The organism is Paracoccus sp. NIOT.M2S5SZ12 (assembly GCF_057748165.1).
Genome location: NZ_JBYLFR010000012.1, coordinates 1 through 20,034 on the forward strand (window position 1 = coordinate 1; position 20,034 = coordinate 20,034).

The window sequence follows — 20,034 nt, forward strand, 5'->3', positions numbered from 1 at the left end:
GCGGGCGGGCTTGGGCTTGCTCATGCTGCCCATCTAACCGCATGGATTCACCAAGTGAATCCTTCACGGGGAGAGTTCTGCAACAACGCCGAACGCACGCCAGGCCGCGATGGTTCAGCAGTCGGAGGAGCGCGCGGCGCAGCTGCAGGATTTCGTCGGCGCGATCAGCCGGGGCTTCGGTCGGCTGAGTGCCGGGGACCTCACCGTGCGCATCACCGAGACCGTCGCGCCCGAGTTCGATCCGATCCGCCGTCAGTTCAACGACGCGCTGGAGCAGCTGGACGGCGCCTTCTGCGGCGTGGTCGAGGGCGTGGCAGTCATGCGCGCAGGCCTGGCCGAGATCAGCGTCGCGGCCCAGGATCTGGCGCAGCGCACCGAGATGCAGGCCGCCAACCTGGAGGAGACGTTCGCAGCCCTGGGCGAGGTGTCGCGCGGGGTGGGGCAGGCCGCCGAGGGCGCGAGCGAGGCGCAGCGCGGCGCCGAGACCGCCCAGCACAGCGCCGAGGGCGGCGGGGAGATCGTGCGCAATGCGGTCGCCGCCGTGGGCGAGATCGAGGAATCCACGCAGCGCATCGGCACGATCATCACCGTCATCGACGAGATCGCATTCCAGACGAACCTCCTGGCCCTGAACGCGGGCATCGAGGCGGCGCGGGCGGGCGAGGCCGGTCGCGGCTTTGCCGTGGTGGCCCATGAGGTGCGCGCCCTAGCCCACAAGACCGCCGAGGCCGCGCATGAGATCAAGACGCTGATCGGCCGGTCGAACGCCTCGGTGCGCGAGGGGGCGGAGCTGGTCCGGGCCTCGGGCCTGTCGCTGATCGAGATCGTCGAGCAGGTGTCGCGGATGCGCGAGACGATCACCCGGATCGCCACCGGCACGCGAGAGCAGTCCCACAGCCTGCGCGCGCTCTCCGAAGGTGCGGACCAGATGGACCGCGTGACCCAGCAGAACGCCGCCATGGTCGAGGAGACCACCGCCGCCGCCCGCGGCCTCGAGGAGCAGACCGAACAGCTGGCCGCCCGCGCGGCGCAGTTCCGCACCTCGCCCGCGTCGGGCGCGCGACCGTCCGGCTTCGGACAGGCCAGGATGGCGGTCTGAACCGTCGCACGGACGTCATCGCCGCGTCACACTGCGCGGCTATCAGGCTCCGACCCCAAACGGAGCCTGATCCATGACCCTGCCGGCCATCGCGCTCTTCCTGCTGACCGCGGGTGCCGCCCATGCCCAGATGCAGCACCCCTTCACCTATCCGCAGCCCGAGGAGGGCACGGATTTCCTGACCGTGATCGAGATCCCGGCCGGCAGCTTCACCAAATACGAGATCGATCCCGATCACGGCTATGTCTTCGTCGACCGCTATCAGTCGATGCCGGTCGTCTATCCGGCGAACTACGGATCGCTGCCCGCGACGCTGGCCGGGGACGGCGACCCGCTGGACGGGCTGATCCTGACGCGCGAGCCGATCGTGCCGGGCGCGGTCATCAAGACGCGCGCCATCGGCGTCCTGAACATGATCGACGGCGGCGAGGAGGACAGCAAGATCATCGCCGTGCCCGCCAGCGACATCGACCCGACCTATGACGCGATCCGCGACATCGCCGACCTGCCCGGGATCGAGCGTCAGCGGATCGAGGCCTTCTTCCGCGTCTACAAGCAGCTGCCCGAGGGCCGCAAACTGGTCGAACTGAACGGCTTCGACGGGGCCGACGTGGCGCAGGGCATGGTGGCCAATGCCATCGCCGCCTATCGCAACCGCGACCAGGCCGCGGCGCAGTAGATCACGCCACCACCACGCGGGTCTGCCACGCCTCGCAGGCGCGCGACAGATCGCCGGGCAGGGCGCGGTCGGTGAAGACCGCGTCCAGCTGCGACAGCGAGCCGATGCGCACGGGCGCGCTGCGCGACAGCTTGGAGTGGTCGGCCACCAGGAAGGTCCGGCGCGACTGGCGCAGGATGGTCTGGCTGACCCCGACCTCCTGAATGTCGAAGTCCAGAAGGTCGCCGTCGCGGTCCAGCGCCGAGCAGCCGATCACCGCCAAATCGAACTTGAACTGCCGGATGGTCTCGGCCGCCAGCGTGCCGACCAACCCCCCGTCCGCGCGGCGCAGGTTGCCGCCGGTGACGATCACCTCGCAATCGGCATTGGCGGCCAGGATGTTGGCGACGTTCATGTTGTTCGTCACCACCAGCATGTTGCGATGGCCCAGCAGTTCGCGGGCGACGGCCTCGGTGCTGGTGCCGATGTTCAGGAACAGGCTGATCTTCTCGGGGACCTCGGCGGCGCAGGCGCGCGCGATGGCGGTCTTGGCGTCGTGATGCAGGGCGCGGCGTTCCTCATAGCCGATATTGGCCACGCCCGAGGGCAGGATCGCCCCGCCATGCACGCGCTCCAGCCGGCCCGCTTCGGCCAGATCGGTCAGGTCGCGGCGGATCGTCTGCAGGGTGACGCCGAAATGGCTGGCCAGCCCCTCGACCGTGACCTTGCCGTCGCGGCGGGCGATCTCGAGGATCTCGGGCTGGCGGAAGGTCTGCGACATGAATGGTCTCCGGTTATGCGGCGATCATGCACGGCATGACGGATCAGGCAAGATGTTCGCTTTCGCGCGTTTTGTGCAGATCATGCAGGATCGTCATGACGATGGGGACCGAGGGCCCCACGAATCGAGTCGGGAATGAGGCAGGATTCATGACGTAACTGGCGCATCTGTCTGAATTGATTTGAATAACCTGAAGTGAAAGAAAACGAAAAAAAATTGCTTTCTTTTTGCGGCGAAGCGGGCCAGAAATGCCGTGGGATGATGCGAAAGGACGGCGACGGGTGACAGCTTCGGGGAACGTGGTCGATCTGTTCGTGATCGGTGGCGGCATCAACGGATGTGGCATCGCCCGGGACGCGGCCGGCCGCGGCCTGTCCGTCACCTTGGCCGAGATGGGCGATCTGGCGCAGGCCACCTCCAGCGCCTCGACCAAGCTGTTCCATGGCGGGCTGCGCTATCTGGAGTATTTCGAGTTCCGCCTGGTGCGCGAGGCGCTGATCGAGCGCGAGGTGCTGCTGCGCGCCATGCCCCATATCAGCTGGCCGATGCGCTTCGTGCTGCCCTATCACCCCGACATGCGGTTCGAATCCGACACGCCGACCTCCAAGCTGCTGGGTCGGGTGATGCCGTGGATGCGCGGACGGCGCCCCGCCTGGCTGATCCGCTTGGGGCTGTTTATGTACGACACCCTGGGGGGGCGGCAGATCCTGCCCGGCACCCGGACCCTGTCGCTGGACGGTACGCCCGAAGGGGCGCCCCTGCAGGAGCGGTTCCACCGCGCCTATGAGTATTCCGACTGCTGGGTCGAGGATTCGCGTCTGGTCGTGCTGAACGCGCGCGACGCCGAAGCGCGGGGCGCGCGCATCTTGGTCGGCACGCGGGTCATGTCCGCCGAACGCCATGTCGACCACTGGGTGGTGACCACGCGCGACGCGCAGACCGAAGAGACCGCAGAGCACCGCGCCCGGATGCTGGTCAATGCGGGCGGTCCCTGGGTCGGCGACCTCATCCAGGGCACGATCCGGCTGAACTCGACCGAGGGCGTGCGCCTGGTGCGCGGCAGCCACATCGTGACGCGCCGTCTCTACGACCACGACAAATGCTATTTCTTCCAGGGAACCGACGGGCGGATCATCTTCGCGATCCCCTATGAGGGCGACTTCACCCTGATCGGCACGACCGATGCCGACCATCAGGACCCCTCGGTCAAGCCCGAATGCACGCCCGAGGAGCGCGACTACCTGCTGCGCTTCGCCAACCAGTATTTTCGCCGCCAGCTGACGGGCGACGACGTGGTCTGGTCCTATTCCGGGGTTCGGCCGCTCTATGACGACGGTGCGCAGAGCGCGACGGCGGCGACGCGGGACTATACGCTGAAGGTCGACCGCAACGGCGGCGCGCCGGTGCTGAACGTCTTTGGCGGCAAGATCACCACCTATCGCCGGCTGGCCGAATCCGCGCTGGAGAAGATCGGCACGGTCTTTGCCGACCTGCCGGGACCCTGGACGCGCGGCGTGCCGCTGCCGGGCGGGAACTTCCCGGTGGACGGAGTCGCGACGCTGGTCGCCAATCTGCGCCGCGAGCACGGCTTCCTGACCGAGCCCTGGGCGCGGCGGCTGGTCCGTGCCTACGGGACCGAGGCCGCGGCGATCGTCGCGGGGTCGCGCCAGCCCGCCGATCTGGGGGTCGATTTCGGGGCGACCCTGACCGAAGCCGAGGTCGTCTGGCTGATGGATCACGAATATGCCCGCCGCGCGGAGGATGTCGTCTGGCGGCGGACCAAGCTGGGCCTGCGGCTGAGCGCCGATCAGGTGCAGGTCCTGGATGAATGGATGCAGGCCCGTCTGGCGCGGCGGGCGGCCGCAGAATAGCAGACCGTCGGGAGGGCCTTGGGAGGGAACATGACGTTAGAATTGCAGGGCGTGACGAAGGTGGTCGAGGGGCAGGTGCATGTCTATCCCACCGATCTGGTTCTGGAGCGCGGCACGATGAACGTGCTGCTGGGGCCGACGCTGTCGGGCAAGACCTCGCTGATGCGGCTGATGGCGGGGCTGGACCGTCCGACCAGGGGGCGCATCCTGTGGGAGGGCCGCGACGTCACCGGCATGCGGGTGCAGGACCGCAAGGTCGCGATGGTCTATCAGCAGTTCGTCAACTATCCGGCGATGACGGTCTATGAGAACATCGCATCCCCCCTGCGACTGATGGGCGTTGACCGCGCCGAGATCGACCGCCGCGTGCGCGAGACCGCCGCGATGATGCGCCTGACCCCCATGCTGGAGCGCAAGCCGCTGGACCTGTCGGGCGGCCAGCAGCAGCGCTGCGCCCTGGCGCGCGCGCTGGTCAAGAAAGCCGGTCTGGTACTGTTGGACGAGCCGCTGGCGAACCTGGACTACAAGCTGCGCGAGGAGCTGCGGGTCGAGATCCCACGCATCTTCGCGGAATCGGGCGCGATCTTCGTCTATGCCACCACCGAACCCGAGGAGGCGCTGCTGCTGGGCGGCAACACCGCGACCCTGTGGGAGGGCCGCGTGACGCAGTTCGGGCCGACGCCGCAGGTTTATCGCCGCCCCGTGGATGCGACCACCGCGCGGGTGTTCAGCGATCCGCCGATGAACTTCCTGCCCTTCGACGTGGCGGGCGGGCGCGCGTCGGTCGCGGGCATGCCCGTGCTGCCCGACGGGCGCTATCTGGCGGGGTTCCGGCCCAACCACCTGCACCTGTCGCGCCACGCCCCCGACGCCATGCGCTTTGACGCGCAGCTGGTCGTGACCGAGCTGACCGGGTCCGAGACCTTCGTCCATCTGGAGCATGGCGGCCAGCGGTGGGTCGGGCTGATCCATGGCATCCACGACCTGCCCCTGGGGCAGGTGCTGCCGGTCTGGCTGGACCCGCGCCATGTCTATGTCTTTGCCGAGGATGGCCGCATGGTCACCCCCGCCGCCTATGCAAGCGCCGCCTGAGGAGGGGTCATGGCCAAGATCACGCTTGAGAACCTCGCCCATTCCTACTCCCCCACGCCCAAGGGGCCGGAGGATTACGCGCTCAAGGAGCTGAACCACGACTGGCAGGACGGGGCGGCCTATGCGCTGCTGGGCTCCTCGGGCTGCGGGAAATCGACGCTGTTGAACATCATCTCGGGGCTGTTGATCCCTTCGCAGGGCCGCATCCTGTTTGACGGGGTGGACGTGACCCGCGCGCCGACGGCCGAGCGCAACATCGCCCAGGTGTTCCAGTTCCCGGTCGTCTACGACACCATGACCGTGCGCGACAACCTGGCCTTTCCCCTGAGGAACCGCGGCCGCCCCGAGGCCTATGTGGCCGAGCGCGTGGACCAGATCGCCCGCATGATCGGGATGGAGCACATGCTGGACCGCAAGGCCCGCGGCCTGACGGCGGATGCCAAGCAGAAGATCAGCCTGGGCCGCGGCATGGTCCGCAAGGACGTGAACGCGCTGCTGTTCGACGAGCCGCTGACCGTGATCGACCCCCACATGAAATGGGAGCTGCGCACCCAGCTGAAGAAGCTTCACCATGATTTCGGCCACACGATGATCTATGTCACCCACGATCAGACCGAGGCGCTGACCTTCGCCGACCGGGTCGTGGTCATGTACGACGGCCGCGTGGTCCAGATCGGCACGCCGGAGGAGCTGTTCGACCGGCCCGAACATACCTTCGTGGGCTATTTCATCGGATCGCCCGGCATGAACCTGCTGCCCGCCACCGTGGCGGGACGCGAGGCGCAGGTGCCGGGCGGCACGACCGCGCTGGCCGGGTCATACGGCGCGCTGAGGGGCAAAGTGCAGCTGGGCATCCGCCCCGAGCACGTCCGCCTGTCGGCCGATCAGGGCCTGCCCGTCACGATCCGCCGGATCGAGGATGTGGGCCGCCACCGGATCATCCGGGCCGACCTGGAGGGGCACGACCTGAACATCATCGCGCCAGAGGATCAGGCCATCGGCGCGGACATGACCCGCGCGGTCTTCGATCCGGGCCGCGTGAACATCTATGCCGACGACTGGCGCGTGGCGGCGGCGTAAGGGGGGACCATGGAAAAGACCGTCAATCACAAGGCCTGGTTCCTGGTTCTGCCGGTGCTGGTGCTGGTCGCGTTCTCGGCGGTGATCCCGCTGATGACCGTGGTCAACTACGCGTTCCAGGACACGTTCGGCAACAACGAGTTCTTCTGGAACGGGCTGGGCTGGTTCGAGGACCTGCTCTCCTCGGACCGGATGTGGAACGCGCTTGGGCGTCAGCTGATCTTCTCGGCCATCATCATCGCGATCGAGATCCCGCTCGGCATCTTCGTCGCGCTGAACATGCCCAAGCGCGGGGTCTGGGCCAGCGTGGTGCTGGTGCTGATGTCGCTGCCGCTCCTGATCCCGTGGAACGTGGTCGGCACCATCTGGCAGATCTTCGGGCGCGTCGACATCGGTCTGCTGGGCTATACGCTGGACGCCATGGGCATCAGCTACAACTATACCCAGAACCCGATCCATGCTTGGGCGACCGTCATCGTGATGGATGTCTGGCACTGGACCTCGCTGGTCGCGCTTCTGGCCTATGCGGGGCTGCAGTCGATCCCCGACGCCTATTACCAGGCGGCGCGGATCGACCAGGCCAGCCGCTGGAAGGTGTTCCGGTATATCGAGCTGCCCAAGATGGCGGGCGTGCTGATGATCGCCATCCTGCTGCGCTTCATGGACAGCTTCATGATCTATACCGAACCCTTCGTGGTCACCGGGGGCGGGCCGGGCAACGCGACGACCTTCCTGTCGATCGACCTGGTCAAGATGGCGCTCGGGCAGTTCGACCTGGGTCCGGCGGCGGCCTTCTCGCTGATGTACTTCTTGGTGATCCTGCTGATCTCCTGGGTCTTCTACACCGTCATGACCAACCTGGACAAAAGGGGCTGAGCCATGGGCAAGCGCATCAACGGCAGCGCCGTCGTCATGATCCTCTATCTTCTGTTCCTGATGCTGCCGATCTACTGGCTGATCAACATGAGCCTGAAGACCAATACCGAGATCACCGGCACCTTCGGCCTGTGGCCCCGGAACCTGACCTTCGCCAACTATGCCACCATCCTGACCGATCCGGCCTGGTACATGGGCTATGTGAACAGCCTGATCTACGTGGTGATGAACACGGTCATCTCGGTCGCGGTGGCGCTGCCTGCGGCCTATGCCTTCAGCCGCTACAGCTTCATGGGCGACAAGCACCTGTTCTTCTGGCTGCTGACCAACCGCATGGCGCCGCCGGCGGTCTTTGCGCTGCCGTTCTTCCAGCTCTATTCCTCGGTGGGCCTCTTCGACACGCATATCGCGGTGGCCTTGGCGCATTGCCTGTTCAACGTGCCGCTGGCCGTGTGGATCCTGGAGGGCTTCATGCGCGGCGTCCCGAAGGAGATCGACGAGACCGCCTATATCGACGGCTACAGCTTCGGGCGGTTCTTCACGCGGATCTTCATGCCGCTGATCTCCTCGGGGATCGGGGTCGCGGCCTTCTTCTGCTTCATGTTCTCTTGGGTCGAGCTGCTCCTGTCGCGCACCCTGACATCCGTGGCGGCCAAGCCGATCGCCGCGACCATGACCCGGACGCAGGGCGCGTCGGGGGTCGATTGGGGGGTGCTGGCCGCGGCGGGCGTCCTGACCATCGTGCCGGGGGCCTTGGTCATCTGGTTCGTGCGCAATTACATCGCCAAGGGCTTTGCCCTGGGCCGCGTCTGAGGGGAGACACGTCATGTCATGGATGGCCTGGACGCTGCCGACCGCGATCTTCTTTCTTGTCATCGCGCTTCTGCTGGTCACCTTCACGGTGCTGGCGGTCCACTTCCCCGAGACGCCGCGCCGCGGTGTCCTGGGAATCGAGACCACGCGCGGCGACCGCCTGTTCATCACGCTTCTGGGGTCCGCCTTCATCAACCTGGCCTGGCTGGGGACGATGGGCGCGGACATGCAACCCTGGGCGATGCTGATCTGCCTGGCCTATGCCGCCGCCGTCTTCCGGTGGGTGTAAGGCCCGACAGCCCGCCCGGCCGGAGGAGCCGGGCTCAAACCAAGACCGCAATCCCAGGGAGGGAATCCGATGAACCTGAGACTGATGACGACCACGGCGGTCATGCTGGCCCTGTCCGGCCCCGCCTTTGCCGACATGGAGGCCGCGCGCGCCTTCCTGGACGCCGAGATCGGCGACCAGTCCGTCCTGACCCGCGAGGAGCAGGAGGCCGAGATGCAATGGTTCATCGACGCCGCCCAGCCTTTGGCCGGCATGTCGATCAACGTGGTGTCCGAGACGATCACCACCCATGAATACGAAAGCCGCGTCCTGGCGCCGGCCTTCACCGCCATCACCGGCATCCAGGTCACCCATGACCTGATCGGCGAGGGCGACGTGGTCGAGAAGCTGCAGACCCAGATGCAGACCGGCGAGAACGTCTACGACCTCTACATCAACGATGCCGACCTGGACGGCACCCACTGGCGCTATCAGCAGGTGCGCAACATCACCGACTGGATGGCCGGAGAGGGGGCCGCGTTCACGAACCCCGGCCTGGACCTGGACGACTTCATCGGCCTGGCGCAGGCGACCGCGCCCGACGACAAGCTGTACCAGCTGCCCGTCCAGCAGTTCGCGAACCTCTACTGGTTCCGCCACGACTGGTTCACCGACCCCGAGATCATGGCCGAGTTCCGCGCCGAATACGGATACGACCTGGGCGTGCCGGTGAACTGGTCCGCCTATGAGGACATCGCCAAGTTCTTCACCGGGCGCGAGATCGACGGCCAGCAGGTCTATGGCAACATGGATTACGGCAAGAAGGATCCGTCGCTCGGCTGGCGCTTCACCGATGCGTGGCTGTCCATGGCAGGCGCCAGCGACAAGGGCGAGCCCAACGGCTTCCCGGTCGACGAATGGGGCATCCGCGTGAACGACAACTTCCAGCCGGTGGGGTCGTGCATGGCGCGGGGCGGGGCGACGAACAGCCCGGCCGCCGTCTATGCGATCGAGAAATACATCGACTGGCTGCAGAACTACACGCCCCCGGCCGCGGCCGGCATGACCTTCAGCGAGGCCGGACCCGTTCCCGCGCAGGGCAACATCGCCCAGCAGATGTTCTGGTACACCGCCTTCACCGCCGACATGGTCAAGGAGGGCCTGCCCGTCATGAACGAGGACGGCACGCCGAAATGGCGCATGGCCCCCTCGCCCTATGGCGCCTACTGGGAGGAGGGCATGAAGGTCGGCTATCAGGACGTGGGTGCCGCGACGCTGATGCAGTCGACGCCCGTGGATCGTGCGCAGGCCGCCTGGCTGTATGCGCAGTTCATCGTGTCCAAGACCGTCGACACCAAGAAGAGCCATGTCGGCCTGACCTTCGTGCGCGACAGCACCGTGCGCCACGAAAGCTTCACCGAGCGTGCGCCGAAACTGGGCGGCCTGGTCGAGTTCTACCGCTCGCCCGACCGTGTCCGCTGGTCGGATACCGGGGCGAACATCCCCGACTATCCGCGCCTGGCGCAGCTGTGGTGGCAGAACATCGGCGATGCCTCCTCGGGTGCCAAGACCGCGCAGGAGGCGCTGGACGCGCTGTGCGAACAGCAGGAGGACGTGCTGTCGCGCCTGGAGCGGTCCGGCGTGCAGGGTGATCTGGGTCCGGTCCTGAACGAGGAGCAGGATCCCCAGTACTGGATCGACCAGCCCGGCGCCCCCGTCGCCAAGCTGGAGAACGAGAAGCCCGCGCCGGTCACCATCGCCTATGAGGAGCTGATCAAGCGCTGGCAGGAGTGATGCCTGCCCGATAACCTGGGGGGGGCGCGGTCGAACCGCGCCCCCCGTTCGTGACGAAAGGACCGCCCATGACCCATATCCTTGCCATCGACCAGGGCACGACCTCGTCCCGCGCCATCGTCTTTGACGGCGCCATGAAGCCCTGCGGCAGCGCGCAGGAGGAGTTCTCGCAGCATTTCCCGCAATCGGGCTGGGTCGAACATGATCCTGCGGATCTCTGGGCCAGCACGGCGGCCATCTGCCGCGCCGCGATCGAGAAATGCGGCAACCCCCGCATCGAGGCCATCGGCATCACCAACCAGCGCGAGACCGTCGTGGTCTGGGACCGCAAGACGGGCAAGCCCGTCCACAACGCCATCGTCTGGCAGGACCGCCGCACCGCCGATTTCTGCCGCGAACTGGAGGCCGCGGGCCATGCCGACATGATCACCGCCCGCACCGGGCTGCTGGTCGATCCCTACTTCTCGGCGACGAAACTGAAATGGATCCTGGACCATGTGGACGGCGCCCGCGACCGTGCGCAGGCGGGCGATCTGGCATTCGGCACGGTGGACAGCTGGCTGATCTGGAACCTGACCGGCGGCGCGGTCCATGCGACCGACGCGACCAATGCCGCGCGCACGATGCTCTATGACATCCACAAGGGCCGCTGGTCGCAGACCATCTGCGGCCTGTTCGACATACCCATGGCGATGCTGCCCGAGGTCAAGGACTGCGCCGCCGATTTCGGCACCACGCGGCCCGACCTGTTCGGACGCCCCATCCCCATCACCGGGGTCGCGGGCGATCAGCAGGCGGCCACGGTGGGCCAGGCCTGCTTCGAGCCGGGCATGATGAAATCGACCTATGGCACCGGCTGCTTCGCGCTGCTGAACACCGGGGACAAGCCGGTGGCGTCCACGCAGCGCCTGCTGACCACCATCGCCTATCAGCTGGACGGCAAGCCGACCTATGCGCTGGAGGGGTCCATCTTCATCGCGGGCGCGGTGGTGCAATGGCTGCGCGACGGGCTGAAGATCATCCGCGACGCGAAGGAGACCCAGCCCCTGGCCGAACGCGCCGATCCCGGCCAGCAGGTGATCCTGGTTCCGGCCTTCACCGGTCTGGGCGCGCCCTATTGGTCGCCCGACAGCCGCGGCGCGATCTATGGCCTGACCCGCAATTCCGGTCCCGCCGAGCTGGCCCGCGCTGCGCTGGAATCCGTGGGCTTCCAGACCCGCGACCTCTTGGAGGCGATGAAGGCCGATTGGGAGCCCAAGGGAGAGACCGCGCTGCGCGTCGATGGCGGGATGAGCGCCTCCGATTACGCAATGCAGTTCCTGTCCGACATCCTGGGCGCCCCCGTCGACCGGCCCAGGGTGCTGGAGACGACGGCCCTGGGTGCCGCCTGGCTGGCGGGGCAGGGGCCGGGGATCTATCCCGACATGGCGGGTTTCGCCAAGGACTGGGCGCTGGACCGCAGCTTTGCCCCCGCGATGGAGGAGGAGGACCGCGCCGCGCGCTATGACGCCTGGCGCCGGGCGGTCAAGGCCACCATGTCGCTGTGACCGGCTGTTGACGCGGCCCGGTGCGACGTTACATCGGGCCGATCACAGACAGGACAGGACGATGACCCAGCACAAGGTGATCTTTGACACCGACCCCGGCGTGGACGACGCGCTGGCCCTTTACTATCTGGTGCGCCACCCGCAGATCGACCTGCTGGGCGTGACCACGGTCTTCGGCAATGCGCCGGTGGCGATGACCACCCGCAATGCGCGCTTCCTTCTGCAGGCCTGGGGGCATGACGCACCCGTCCATCGCGGGGCCGAGGGGCCGATGACCCCCGACATGCCACCCGAATTCTGGCCTACCCACATTCACGGCGACAATGGCCTGGGCAACCACCCCACCCCGGAGGCCCCGGTCGACGGCCCCGACACCGCCGCGCAGTTCCTGATCGACACGATCCGCGCCCATCCGGGCGAGGTGCGCGTGCTGGCCGTGGGGCGCATGACGAACCTGGCCCGCGCGGTGCAGATGGCGCCCGACATCGCAGGCCTGGTGCGCGACGTGGTGATCATGGGCGGCGCCTTCCGCGTGCCCGGCAACATCACCCCCGCGGCCGAGGCGAACATCTGGGGCGACCCGCTGGCCGCCGACGTGGTCTTCGGCGCGGACTGGCCGGTGGTCGCGGTGCCGCTGGACCTGACTACGCGCACCTTCATGGACAGCGCCACCCTGGCCGATCTGGGCGCGCGGGGGGGCGCGGGGATGCAACTGGTGGCCGATCTGTCGCAGGGCTATGTCGGCTTCTACCAGGCGGCGGGCTATGACGGGATGCTGGTCCATGACTGCACCGCCGCCGTCTATCTGACCGATCCGGAGCTGTTCGCCACGACCCGGGGCGAGGTCCGCGTCCTGTCCGAGGGCATCGCCCTGGGCCTGACGCTGATGAATCCCGCCGACCGCCAGGGCCCCCTGGGCGCATGGGAGGGCCGCCCGCGGCAATCGGCCACGCTGGACGGGCAGCCCGACGCGATCTTGGCGCGCATCGCGCAGGTCTGCACGGCCTGATCTGCGGGATGGGACGATCCTGTGCGATTGTCCCATCCCGTCGAACACAGAGCGCGCGTTTTCGCGCCTAATCTTTCGTTTTTGTAACGCCTATCTGACAGTCATCGGAACGGAATGGGCGGGCATCCGGCGCGCCACCGCTTCCAAAGTGTTGAAATAACAAGGAAAATGACGATGAAAAACTTTGCTTATGCCCTGGTCGCCCTGTCCCTGACTGCCGGTGGCGCGATGGCCGCGTCCTCCAGCGATTTCACCACCCCCACGGCGCCCGCCCAGACCGTCGAGGTTCCCGCCGGCGACGTGATGACCGCGCGCGAGCTGTCGCAGGCCGGCCTGAAGGCTGACGACCTGGTGACCATCACCCGCATCAACACGACCGAAGAAACCGCCAGCATTGATAATTCCAGCCGCGGCTTCTACTGATCATGCGACCGGACGGCCCCTGATGGGGCTGACGGGCCGCCATCCCCATCGGGGTGGCGGCCCTTTTCCATATCCGGTGACAGGCGGGAATCGGGACATGGACATCAAGGTGCTGCGCAGCTTCGTCGCCATCATCGAGGAGGGCAGCTTTGCCGCCGCCGCCCGCCGCGTGGGCGTCTCCAAGAGCATGTGCTCCAAGATGATCGCCGATCTGGAGGCCGATCTGGGCACCCGCCTGCTGACCCGCACCACCCGCGCGGTGACGCCCACCGCGGCGGGCCAGGCCTTCCACGACCGCGTGGCCCATATCCTGACCCAGCTGGACGCCGCCTTCGAGGCCGTGCGCGCCGCCTCCAGCCGGCCCTCGGGTCCGCTGAAGGTGGGTGCGCCGGTCCAGTACACGCTGAAGGTCCTGAAACCGCACCTGATGCGCTTCATGGAGGATTTTCCGGACATCCAGCTGGACATGGTGCTGGACGACAGCCGGTCGGACATGACCCGCGACGGCTTCGACGCGGTGATCCGAATCGGCACGCTGGAGGACAGTAGCCTGCATGCCCGCCGCCTGCATGACGCGAACATCCTGCTGGTCGCCTCGCCCGACTATGTCGCGCGCCACGGCAGCCCGGCGCAGCCGTCTGACCTGCGCGATCATCTGTGCCTGCACTACACCAACCTGCGCGGTCCCGGCACCTGGCCGCTGCGCCACGGGACCGAGGTCGTCTATCAGAAGATCACCCCGGCCTTCTCCAGCAACAACGGAGAGCTGCTGCGCGCCCTGGCCGTGGCGGGCAGGGGCATCGCGCTGGCCCCCGAATTTCAGGTGGCCGACGATCTGGCGCGCGGGCTGCTGGTGCAGGTCCTGCCCGATCACGCCCTGCCCGGCGTGCCGATCCATGTGGTCTATTCCAGCCGCAAGCTGGTCACCGCAGCGCTGGCGGCGTTCCTGGATTTCATGGGACGGCTGGAGCTGGGCCGGACAGAATGACGCCTTGCACCCGGCGGGGCGGCATGGCCTGCTGGCTCGAACGACGAAAGGATCGGGTATGGGCGGGCAGGGCGACGTGGCCATCATCGGCGCGGGCATCACCGGGCTGACCTGCGCACGGGCGCTGGCGGATGCCGGGCTGCGGGTCGCGGTCTTCGACAAGGGGCGCGGGCCGGGCGGGCGAATGTCGACCCGGCGCACGGAGGGCGGGCTGCAGTTCGATCACGGCGCGCAGCTGCTGCCCGCGCGCGACCCCGACTTTGCCGCCTGGCTGGCGGATGGCGGCCAGGCGGCCCCTTGGCCCGGTCAGGACGGATGGGTTGGATGCCCGGCCATGGCCGCCATTCCCCGCGCCATGGCGCAGGGGCTGGACCTGCAACAGGGCGCGGCGGTGAACCGGCTGATCCGCCGCGACGGATTGTGGCATCTGGGGGGCGAGGGGATCGACCATCGCGCGCCCCGCGTCGTGCTGGCCATTCCGGCACCGCAGGCGCGCGACCTGCTGGGCGGCGACGATCCGCTGTCGGCCGATCTGGCGCGGGTCCGCTTTCACGCCAGCGTCACGGTCATGGCGGCGCTGGACCCGGGTGCGCCGCGCCCCTTCGTCACGCGCAGAGGGCAGGGCCCGCTGGCCTGGATCGCGCAGGACGGCGCGAAACCCGGCCGCGCGGGGCAGCCCCTGGCGACCTGGGTCGTTCAGGCTGACCCGGACTGGAGCATGGCGCATATCGACCTGCCCTTCGACGACCTGGCCGCGATGATCGCGCCGCTGCTGCTGGCGGAGCTGGGCGCGCGGCCCGGACAGCTGCGCCATGCCGCGGCGCATCGCTGGCTTTATGCGCAGGCGGAGCGGCCTTTGGGGCGGGCCTTCCTGCAGGACGACGCGCGCGGGCTAATCGTCGGCGGGGATTGGGCGCTTGGGCCCTTGGCCGAAGATGGCTGGGCCAGCGGACGGGCGATGGCCCGGCATCTTCTGGCCCGTGCATCGTGACCGAGGAGCGCACCCCCCGCCCGGTGCCGCAGGGCCGCCTGACGCGGATGCTGCGCCTTGGCGGGCTGGCCGGGGGCATCGGCACGCGGGCGCTGGCGGGGGGCGCGCGGCAGCTGGCGACGGGGCGGCGGCCCACCGCGCAGGAGCTGTTCCTGACCCCCGCCAACGCCGCGCGGCTGGCGGCGCAGCTGGCGCAGATGCGCGGCGCGGCGATGAAGATGGGCCAGCTGATCTCGATGGAGGCGGGCGATTTCCTGCCCCCCGAGCTGACCGCGATCCTGTCGCGGCTGCGCGCCGATGCCGACCCGATGCCCCCCAAGCAGCTGCAGGCGGTTCTGGATCGGGCCTGGGGGCCGGGCTGGCTGCGCCATTTCGCGCGTTTCCAGGTCCGTCCGATCGCCGCGGCCTCCATCGGGCAGGTGCATCGCGCGCGGACCCGCGACGGGCGCGATCTGGCGATCAAGGTGCAGTATCCCGGCGTGCGCGCCAGCATCGACAGCGACATCGACAATATCGGGCTGATGATGCGCATTCCCGGCCTGCTGCCCGAGGGCGTCGATCTGCCGGCGCTGATGGCCGAGGCCCGTGCCCAGCTGCATGCCGAGGCCGATTACGCGCGCGAGGCCGAGCAAATGCGGGCCTATGGCGCCAACCTGGCCGGACGCGATGCGTTCCTGCTGCCGCGTCCCGACGACCAGTTCACCACGCCCGACGTGCTGGCCATGGACTTCATCGACAGCCGCCCCATCGAGACGCTGGCCGAGGCGCCCCAGCCTGTGCGCGACGCAGCCGCGCGCAATCTCTCGCAGCTGGTGATCGAGGAGCTGTTCCGCTTCAACCTGATGCAGACCGATCCGAACTTTGCCAATTACCGCTGGCAGCCCGATCCGGGGCACCCCGATGGCGGGCGCGTCGTGCTGCTGGATTTCGGGGCGACGCGGGGGTTCTCGCCCGAGGTCGCGTCGCGCTATCTGGCGCTGCTGCGGGCGGCGCTAGTGGGGGACCGCGCGGCGATCGCCGATGCGGCCATCGCCATCGGCTATTTCCCCGCCGATACCGAAGCCGAGCATCGCGACCTGCTGATGGCGATGATGGAGCTGGCCTTTCGCCCCCTGCGTCAGGGCGGCGTGTTGGATCTGGCGGCGACCGACATCCCGCGTCAGGTGGCCGATCTGGCGATGCAGGCGGCGCAGGCCCGCGCGCGTGCCGAGATGCCGCCTCCCGAGATCCTGTTCCTGCACCGCAAGATCGGCGGGCTCTATCTGCTGCTGGCGCGGCTGCGGGCGCGGGTCGATCTGGACTCGCTGATCCGCCCCGACGCGCTGGAGGCGATGCTGGAGGCGCGGCGCTAGGGCTGCTGGTCGATCTCGTGCAGCCGGTCGCGGGTCAGGCGCAGGATCATGCGGAACTCGTCCGACACGGCCAGCGCCTGTCCCATGCCTTCGGCGGGGACCGCGCCGGGGTCCTCCTGCCCGTCGCGCAGCGTCTCGCGTGCGCTCAGCCAATCGATGACGGGCTGGCGGGCCTCCGGGTCCAGCGCCGCGACCAGCCGCGCCAGCAGGCGACGTTGCGCGACAAGGCGGGCTTCCAGCGTGGCGAGGGCGTCGTCGGTCATGGTGCATCCTGCGGGTATGGGTATCGCGATCAACGCGCCCGGCCCGCCACGGGTTCAGCGTGGCGCGTCGGCGACGAAGCCCTCGGCCAGAAGATCGCCCAGAAGCGCGGCGACATCCCGGGTCAGCCGGTCGCGGCCCACATCGGGAAAGACCTCGGCCAGCGTCTCGGCCAGATCGGCGGCGCTGCCGGGCAGCTCCAGCAGGGTCCAGACGGCATGGGCGACGGGGTTCAGGTGCCAGATGGTCGTCGCGCGCGGGGTCCACAGGAACGCCCCCGCCCCCATGCGCCGCACCACCACGTCCGCCCGCTGCGCCAGCCGGCGTCCCTGCGCCACGGGCGCGTCGGTCCGGTCCGGCGCGTGCAGCGGATCGGGCAGGGCGGGGGCCAGGGGCACGTTGGTCTCGGGGCCAGCGTCGGGGGCGAAGGCTTGGCGTAGCAGCGCCACGGCCTGTTCCAGATCGGCATAGACCAGCCGCAGGCAGGTCAGCCGCGCGGCCAGATTTCGGGCCAGCGCAAAGGCCTGCTGCGCATGGCCCAGATCGCCCATGTTCTGCGCCAGAAGGTGATGGACGGCCTGATCGGGCATCATGCGGTGCAGCGTCGCGGGGCCTTTGTCGCGGCGGTCCAGCACGATTAGCGTGCCGGGCCTGACCTGCGTGCCGTGCGGCGCAATGGTGGGCGCGGCTAGGTAGGCATAGCTGGCGTCGCGCGGCCCCGGCGTCGCCGCGACATGGGCGCGAAAGGCCGCGCTGGCCGTGCGCGGCAGCGGCAGGCGCAGGCGGGGCGCGATGCCAAGGGCGATGGCTTGGCCGTCCGGGGTCAGCGGCAGAACATCGTCGCAGAAGACGGTGACGTCCGGTTCGGCCGTCAGGCGCGCGATCAGGGTGCTCTTGCCCGCGCGCATGGGGCCTGCGACCATGATCAGGTCGCCCGCAAAGCGGAACGCGCCGCAATGCAGGGCCAGACAGCCGGGCCGCCCGTCGAGAAACCCGTCCGCCAGATCGGCTATCAGCGCGCAGGCCGCCCCCGCCCGGTCCAGCCCCGATAGATCGCCCTCATAGAAGGGCGAGCGGGCGACGAAGCCGTCGCGCCCGGCTGTCAGGCTGGCGCGCCGGTCGCCGGGCCGCGGGGCGGCCAGGACCTGAGGCTGCCAGCCGTTGATCGCGCCTATCAGCGCGTCCCGCACCGCGTCCGCGCCGGTCAGGCGGATCGACAGGCCGGTGCCGGGAAAGTGCAGGTGCCGGACCGGGCCGCGCGGCAGGGGCGCGGACCGGAGCGGGCGTTTGCGGGATGGGCGGGCCATGCCGGCTCAGCCGCGCGAGGGTTTCGACCAGTCGCGCCGGGCGGTCGGGCGCGAGGCGCGGCTGCTGCGGCGATATCCGCGGGCCGGGCGCGAGGCGCGGGCGCGGTTGCCGGCGGGACGCGAGGCGCGGCTGGCCCGTCCGCGACCCGATGCGCCCCGTCCCGATCCAGCCCGACCCCGGCCCGAGCCTGCGCGGCCCGCGCCGCCACGGCCGGACCCACCCCGACCCGAACCGCGCCCGGAATTGCCCCGCCCGGACCCACCGCGCCCGGACCCACCGCGCCCGGAATTGCCGCCGCGACCGCCGCCGCGGCCGCTGGCGCCGCTGGCATGGGCGGTGCCGAAGCCTGCCAGCGCCGGCGCCACATAGATCGCCCCGGCGGCGCCCGCCGCAAGGCCCAGCTTGGCCAGCAGGCCCCGGCGCGACAGGCGGATGTCGGATGTGTCGGACATGATCGTTCCCTTTCCTGATGTTGCCGGGCCGGTCTCGCCCGGCCCATCCCTGCAACGGAGGGCGGGGGGCGCTTATTCCGTGCCGACCGAAAAAATCCTGTCCTGCCCCCCGGCGCAGGCCGAGGGTGAGACCACCAGCCCGTGACCGAAGACCGGATCGCGGCCCGCATCGCCCAGATCGGCGGCGCAGGCGAACAGCCGCTGGCGGGCCTCGGCGGCGCTGAGCCCGTCGCGCGCCATGCCAAGCGCCATGGCCGCCGACACAAAGGGCGCCGCATAGGAGGTCCCCGACCGCAGCCGCCCCCCCTCGACCGAGGCGGCGGTCCACAGGTTCACGCCCGGCGCGGCCAGCGCCACATGCTCGCCGCGCGCGGCCTGGCGATAGGGCCTGCGTTCGGCATCGACGGCGGTGACGGCGATGACCTCGGGCCAGGCGGCGGGAAAGGCGGGGGCGGCCCCCGGCCCGCCATTTCCGGCTGACGCAACCAGCCCGATGCCGACATCGCGCGCGCTCTGCACGATCTGGCGCAGCACCGGGTTGCGCGGCCCCGAGAAGGACATGTTGATGACCTGCACCCGCGCCTGGATCAGGATGTCCAGCGCCCCCAGAAGCGAGAAGGCGTCCGCCGCCGCCCCGTCGGCGCGGCTGTGGAACGCCTCGACGGCGATCAGGCGGGCGGAGGGCAGCAGGCCGGGCGCGCGCCCCTCGGGCCGCCCGATCAGCAGCGCGGCGACGGCGGTGCCGTGCATGCGCCCCGCCGCGTCGCGCCCGTCCAGGTCGATCTGGTTCACCTCAAGGTCCTGACCGCGCAGCGCCGGGTGGTCGGGGTTCACGCCGGTGTCGATCATGCCGATGCGGGGCCGCGCGGTCCGGTCGGCGGGCTGCCAGCCGATCAGGCGCTGCGCCGCGCAGTCGTCCCCCTCGCAGGTCAGCGCGTCGGGGCGATAGAGGGCGTTCGGTTCGGCCAGCGCGCCGGGCAGCAGGCGCGCGATCTCGGCCCGGGCCTGGGCGGGGTTGCGGCCGGGCGGCAGGCGCAGGCGCAGCGCTTCGCGCGCCAGCGTCGCGTTCGAACGCTGCGCGAGGACCCCGTAGCCCGCCTGACGCAGCGGCTCGGCGCTCTGGCCCGGGGCCAGCAGGACGACCATCTCGGGTCGCGCGCGCCGGCGCACCGTCGGACGGGACACGGATGCGGCGCTGGCCCCCGAGGCGCGCGCGACCCCGACGCCGCTCAGGACGGGCGCCGCATAGGCCAGCCCCGCGGCCAGCCCCAACCGGGTCAGCAACGCGCGGCGCGAGGTGGGGGCATTGCGGGTCATGGGCGGCTCCTTGCGGTGATCGGCGCCAGGCGGGCGCGGCCTGTCGGAAACGGG

Annotated in this window: 20 protein-coding genes; 15 read left to right on the forward strand and 5 right to left on the reverse strand. The window is 69.3% G+C overall.

The annotated features are described in order from the left end of the window. Window positions 1-109 precede the first annotated feature (109 nt). Window positions 110-1,099, forward strand: coding sequence for a methyl-accepting chemotaxis protein (locus AC2SGK_RS12095; RefSeq protein WP_488323781.1), 990 nt, complete (start codon window positions 110-112; stop codon window positions 1,097-1,099). 73 nt (window positions 1,100-1,172) lie between these two features. Beyond that, a complete protein-coding gene (locus AC2SGK_RS12100; RefSeq protein WP_488323782.1) occupies window positions 1,173-1,778 on the forward strand; it encodes an inorganic diphosphatase in 606 nt (201 codons plus the stop codon). Between the two features lies 1 nt (window position 1,779). On the opposite strand, the gene AC2SGK_RS12105 is transcribed toward AC2SGK_RS12100, so the two are convergent. Continuing rightward, a complete protein-coding gene (locus AC2SGK_RS12105) occupies window positions 1,780-2,538 on the reverse strand; it encodes a DeoR/GlpR family DNA-binding transcription regulator (protein WP_488323783.1) in 759 nt (252 codons plus the stop codon). Window positions 2,539-2,819: 281 nt separating this feature from the next. On the opposite strand from AC2SGK_RS12105, the gene glpD reads away from it, so the two are divergent. From glpD to AC2SGK_RS12170, 13 genes are all read left to right on the forward strand, one after another. Further along, window positions 2,820-4,409 carry a glycerol-3-phosphate dehydrogenase gene (gene glpD, locus AC2SGK_RS12110; protein ID WP_488323784.1) on the forward strand — a complete coding sequence of 530 codons (1,590 nt, stop codon included), beginning with the start codon at window positions 2,820-2,822 and terminating at the stop codon, window positions 4,407-4,409. Window positions 4,410-4,439: 30 nt separating this feature from the next. Beyond that, window positions 4,440-5,501 (forward strand): ABC transporter ATP-binding protein, encoded by a 1,062-nt coding sequence (locus AC2SGK_RS12115; protein WP_488323785.1) that lies wholly within the window; start codon window positions 4,440-4,442, stop codon window positions 5,499-5,501. A gap of 9 nt (window positions 5,502-5,510) precedes the next feature. Next, complete coding sequence (locus tag AC2SGK_RS12120) at window positions 5,511-6,581, forward strand: ABC transporter ATP-binding protein (RefSeq protein ID WP_488323786.1); 1,071 nt, start codon at window positions 5,511-5,513, stop codon at window positions 6,579-6,581. 9 nt (window positions 6,582-6,590) lie between these two features. Further along, window positions 6,591-7,457: a carbohydrate ABC transporter permease gene (locus AC2SGK_RS12125; protein ID WP_488323787.1), complete on the forward strand. Its 867-nt coding sequence runs from the start codon at window positions 6,591-6,593 to the stop codon at window positions 7,455-7,457. A gap of 3 nt (window positions 7,458-7,460) precedes the next feature. Next, window positions 7,461-8,270: a carbohydrate ABC transporter permease gene (locus AC2SGK_RS12130; RefSeq protein ID WP_488323788.1), complete on the forward strand. Its 810-nt coding sequence runs from the start codon at window positions 7,461-7,463 to the stop codon at window positions 8,268-8,270. 13 nt (window positions 8,271-8,283) lie between these two features. Continuing rightward, window positions 8,284-8,559 (forward strand): DUF2160 domain-containing protein, encoded by a 276-nt coding sequence (locus AC2SGK_RS12135; RefSeq protein ID WP_488323789.1) that lies wholly within the window; start codon window positions 8,284-8,286, stop codon window positions 8,557-8,559. A gap of 69 nt (window positions 8,560-8,628) precedes the next feature. After that, window positions 8,629-10,332 (forward strand): ABC transporter substrate-binding protein, encoded by a 1,704-nt coding sequence (locus tag AC2SGK_RS12140; RefSeq protein ID WP_488323790.1) that lies wholly within the window; start codon window positions 8,629-8,631, stop codon window positions 10,330-10,332. A 68-nt stretch (window positions 10,333-10,400) separates the two neighbouring features. Continuing rightward, a complete protein-coding gene (glpK, locus tag AC2SGK_RS12145; protein ID WP_488323791.1) occupies window positions 10,401-11,879 on the forward strand; it encodes a glycerol kinase GlpK in 1,479 nt (492 codons plus the stop codon). 61 nt (window positions 11,880-11,940) lie between these two features. Next, window positions 11,941-12,888 carry a nucleoside hydrolase gene (locus AC2SGK_RS12150; RefSeq protein WP_488323792.1) on the forward strand — a complete coding sequence of 316 codons (948 nt, stop codon included), beginning with the start codon at window positions 11,941-11,943 and terminating at the stop codon, window positions 12,886-12,888. Between the two features lie 174 nt (window positions 12,889-13,062). Then, window positions 13,063-13,311 carry a hypothetical protein gene (locus tag AC2SGK_RS12155; protein WP_488323793.1) on the forward strand — a complete coding sequence of 83 codons (249 nt, stop codon included), beginning with the start codon at window positions 13,063-13,065 and terminating at the stop codon, window positions 13,309-13,311. A gap of 97 nt (window positions 13,312-13,408) precedes the next feature. After that, window positions 13,409-14,299: a LysR family transcriptional regulator gene (locus tag AC2SGK_RS12160; RefSeq protein WP_488323794.1), complete on the forward strand. Its 891-nt coding sequence runs from the start codon at window positions 13,409-13,411 to the stop codon at window positions 14,297-14,299. Between the two features lie 58 nt (window positions 14,300-14,357). Then, window positions 14,358-15,290, forward strand: a complete 933-nt coding sequence (locus AC2SGK_RS12165; RefSeq protein WP_488323795.1) for an NAD(P)/FAD-dependent oxidoreductase — start codon at window positions 14,358-14,360, stop codon at window positions 15,288-15,290. Beyond that, window positions 15,287-16,642, forward strand: a complete 1,356-nt coding sequence (locus AC2SGK_RS12170) for an ABC1 kinase family protein (protein WP_488323796.1) — start codon at window positions 15,287-15,289, stop codon at window positions 16,640-16,642. Before AC2SGK_RS12165 ends, AC2SGK_RS12170 begins: the two co-directional genes overlap by 4 nt. Here the strand turns inward: AC2SGK_RS12170 and AC2SGK_RS12175 are convergent. The 4 genes from AC2SGK_RS12175 to AC2SGK_RS12190 all read right to left on the reverse strand — a co-directional run bounded on the left by AC2SGK_RS12175 (window position 16,639) and on the right by AC2SGK_RS12190 (window position 19,980). Beyond that, window positions 16,639-16,905, reverse strand: a complete 267-nt coding sequence (locus AC2SGK_RS12175; RefSeq protein WP_488323797.1) for a hypothetical protein — start codon at window positions 16,903-16,905, stop codon at window positions 16,639-16,641. The genes AC2SGK_RS12170 and AC2SGK_RS12175 overlap by 4 nt on opposite strands. A 54-nt stretch (window positions 16,906-16,959) precedes the next feature. Beyond that, window positions 16,960-18,210: a PqqD family protein gene (locus tag AC2SGK_RS12180; RefSeq protein ID WP_488323798.1), complete on the reverse strand. Its 1,251-nt coding sequence runs from the start codon at window positions 18,208-18,210 to the stop codon at window positions 16,960-16,962. 6 nt (window positions 18,211-18,216) lie between these two features. Further along, window positions 18,217-18,663 carry a hypothetical protein gene (locus tag AC2SGK_RS12185; protein ID WP_488323799.1) on the reverse strand — a complete coding sequence of 149 codons (447 nt, stop codon included), beginning with the start codon at window positions 18,661-18,663 and terminating at the stop codon, window positions 18,217-18,219. Window positions 18,664-18,735: 72 nt separating this feature from the next. After that, a complete protein-coding gene (locus AC2SGK_RS12190) occupies window positions 18,736-19,980 on the reverse strand; it encodes a S8 family serine peptidase (RefSeq protein ID WP_488323800.1) in 1,245 nt (414 codons plus the stop codon). Window positions 19,981-20,034: the final 54 nt, after the last annotated feature.

What these genes read in the sequence shown, in the direction of transcription:
- AC2SGK_RS12095 (WP_488323781.1), top strand. Translation starts at nt 110, where the DNA reads ATGGTTCAGCAGTCGGAGGAGCGCGCGGCGCAGCTGCAGGATTTCGTC.
- AC2SGK_RS12100 (WP_488323782.1), top strand. Translation starts at nt 1,173, where the DNA reads ATGACCCTGCCGGCCATCGCGCTCTTCCTGCTGACCGCGGGTGCCGCC.
- AC2SGK_RS12105 (WP_488323783.1), bottom strand. Translation starts at nt 2,538, where the DNA reads ATGTCGCAGACCTTCCGCCAGCCCGAGATCCTCGAGATCGCCCGCCGC.
- AC2SGK_RS12115 (WP_488323785.1), top strand. Translation starts at nt 4,440, where the DNA reads ATGACGTTAGAATTGCAGGGCGTGACGAAGGTGGTCGAGGGGCAGGTG.
- AC2SGK_RS12120 (WP_488323786.1), top strand. Translation starts at nt 5,511, where the DNA reads ATGGCCAAGATCACGCTTGAGAACCTCGCCCATTCCTACTCCCCCACG.
- AC2SGK_RS12125 (WP_488323787.1), top strand. Translation starts at nt 6,591, where the DNA reads ATGGAAAAGACCGTCAATCACAAGGCCTGGTTCCTGGTTCTGCCGGTG.
- AC2SGK_RS12130 (WP_488323788.1), top strand. Translation starts at nt 7,461, where the DNA reads ATGGGCAAGCGCATCAACGGCAGCGCCGTCGTCATGATCCTCTATCTT.
- AC2SGK_RS12135 (WP_488323789.1), top strand. Translation starts at nt 8,284, where the DNA reads ATGTCATGGATGGCCTGGACGCTGCCGACCGCGATCTTCTTTCTTGTC.
- AC2SGK_RS12140 (WP_488323790.1), top strand. Translation starts at nt 8,629, where the DNA reads ATGAACCTGAGACTGATGACGACCACGGCGGTCATGCTGGCCCTGTCC.
- glpK (WP_488323791.1), top strand. Translation starts at nt 10,401, where the DNA reads ATGACCCATATCCTTGCCATCGACCAGGGCACGACCTCGTCCCGCGCC.
- AC2SGK_RS12150 (WP_488323792.1), top strand. Translation starts at nt 11,941, where the DNA reads ATGACCCAGCACAAGGTGATCTTTGACACCGACCCCGGCGTGGACGAC.
- AC2SGK_RS12155 (WP_488323793.1), top strand. Translation starts at nt 13,063, where the DNA reads ATGAAAAACTTTGCTTATGCCCTGGTCGCCCTGTCCCTGACTGCCGGT.
- AC2SGK_RS12160 (WP_488323794.1), top strand. Translation starts at nt 13,409, where the DNA reads ATGGACATCAAGGTGCTGCGCAGCTTCGTCGCCATCATCGAGGAGGGC.
- AC2SGK_RS12165 (WP_488323795.1), top strand. Translation starts at nt 14,358, where the DNA reads ATGGGCGGGCAGGGCGACGTGGCCATCATCGGCGCGGGCATCACCGGG.
- AC2SGK_RS12175 (WP_488323797.1), bottom strand. Translation starts at nt 16,905, where the DNA reads ATGACCGACGACGCCCTCGCCACGCTGGAAGCCCGCCTTGTCGCGCAA.
- AC2SGK_RS12180 (WP_488323798.1), bottom strand. Translation starts at nt 18,210, where the DNA reads ATGGCCCGCCCATCCCGCAAACGCCCGCTCCGGTCCGCGCCCCTGCCG.
- AC2SGK_RS12185 (WP_488323799.1), bottom strand. Translation starts at nt 18,663, where the DNA reads ATGTCCGACACATCCGACATCCGCCTGTCGCGCCGGGGCCTGCTGGCC.
- AC2SGK_RS12190 (WP_488323800.1), bottom strand. Translation starts at nt 19,980, where the DNA reads ATGACCCGCAATGCCCCCACCTCGCGCCGCGCGTTGCTGACCCGGTTG.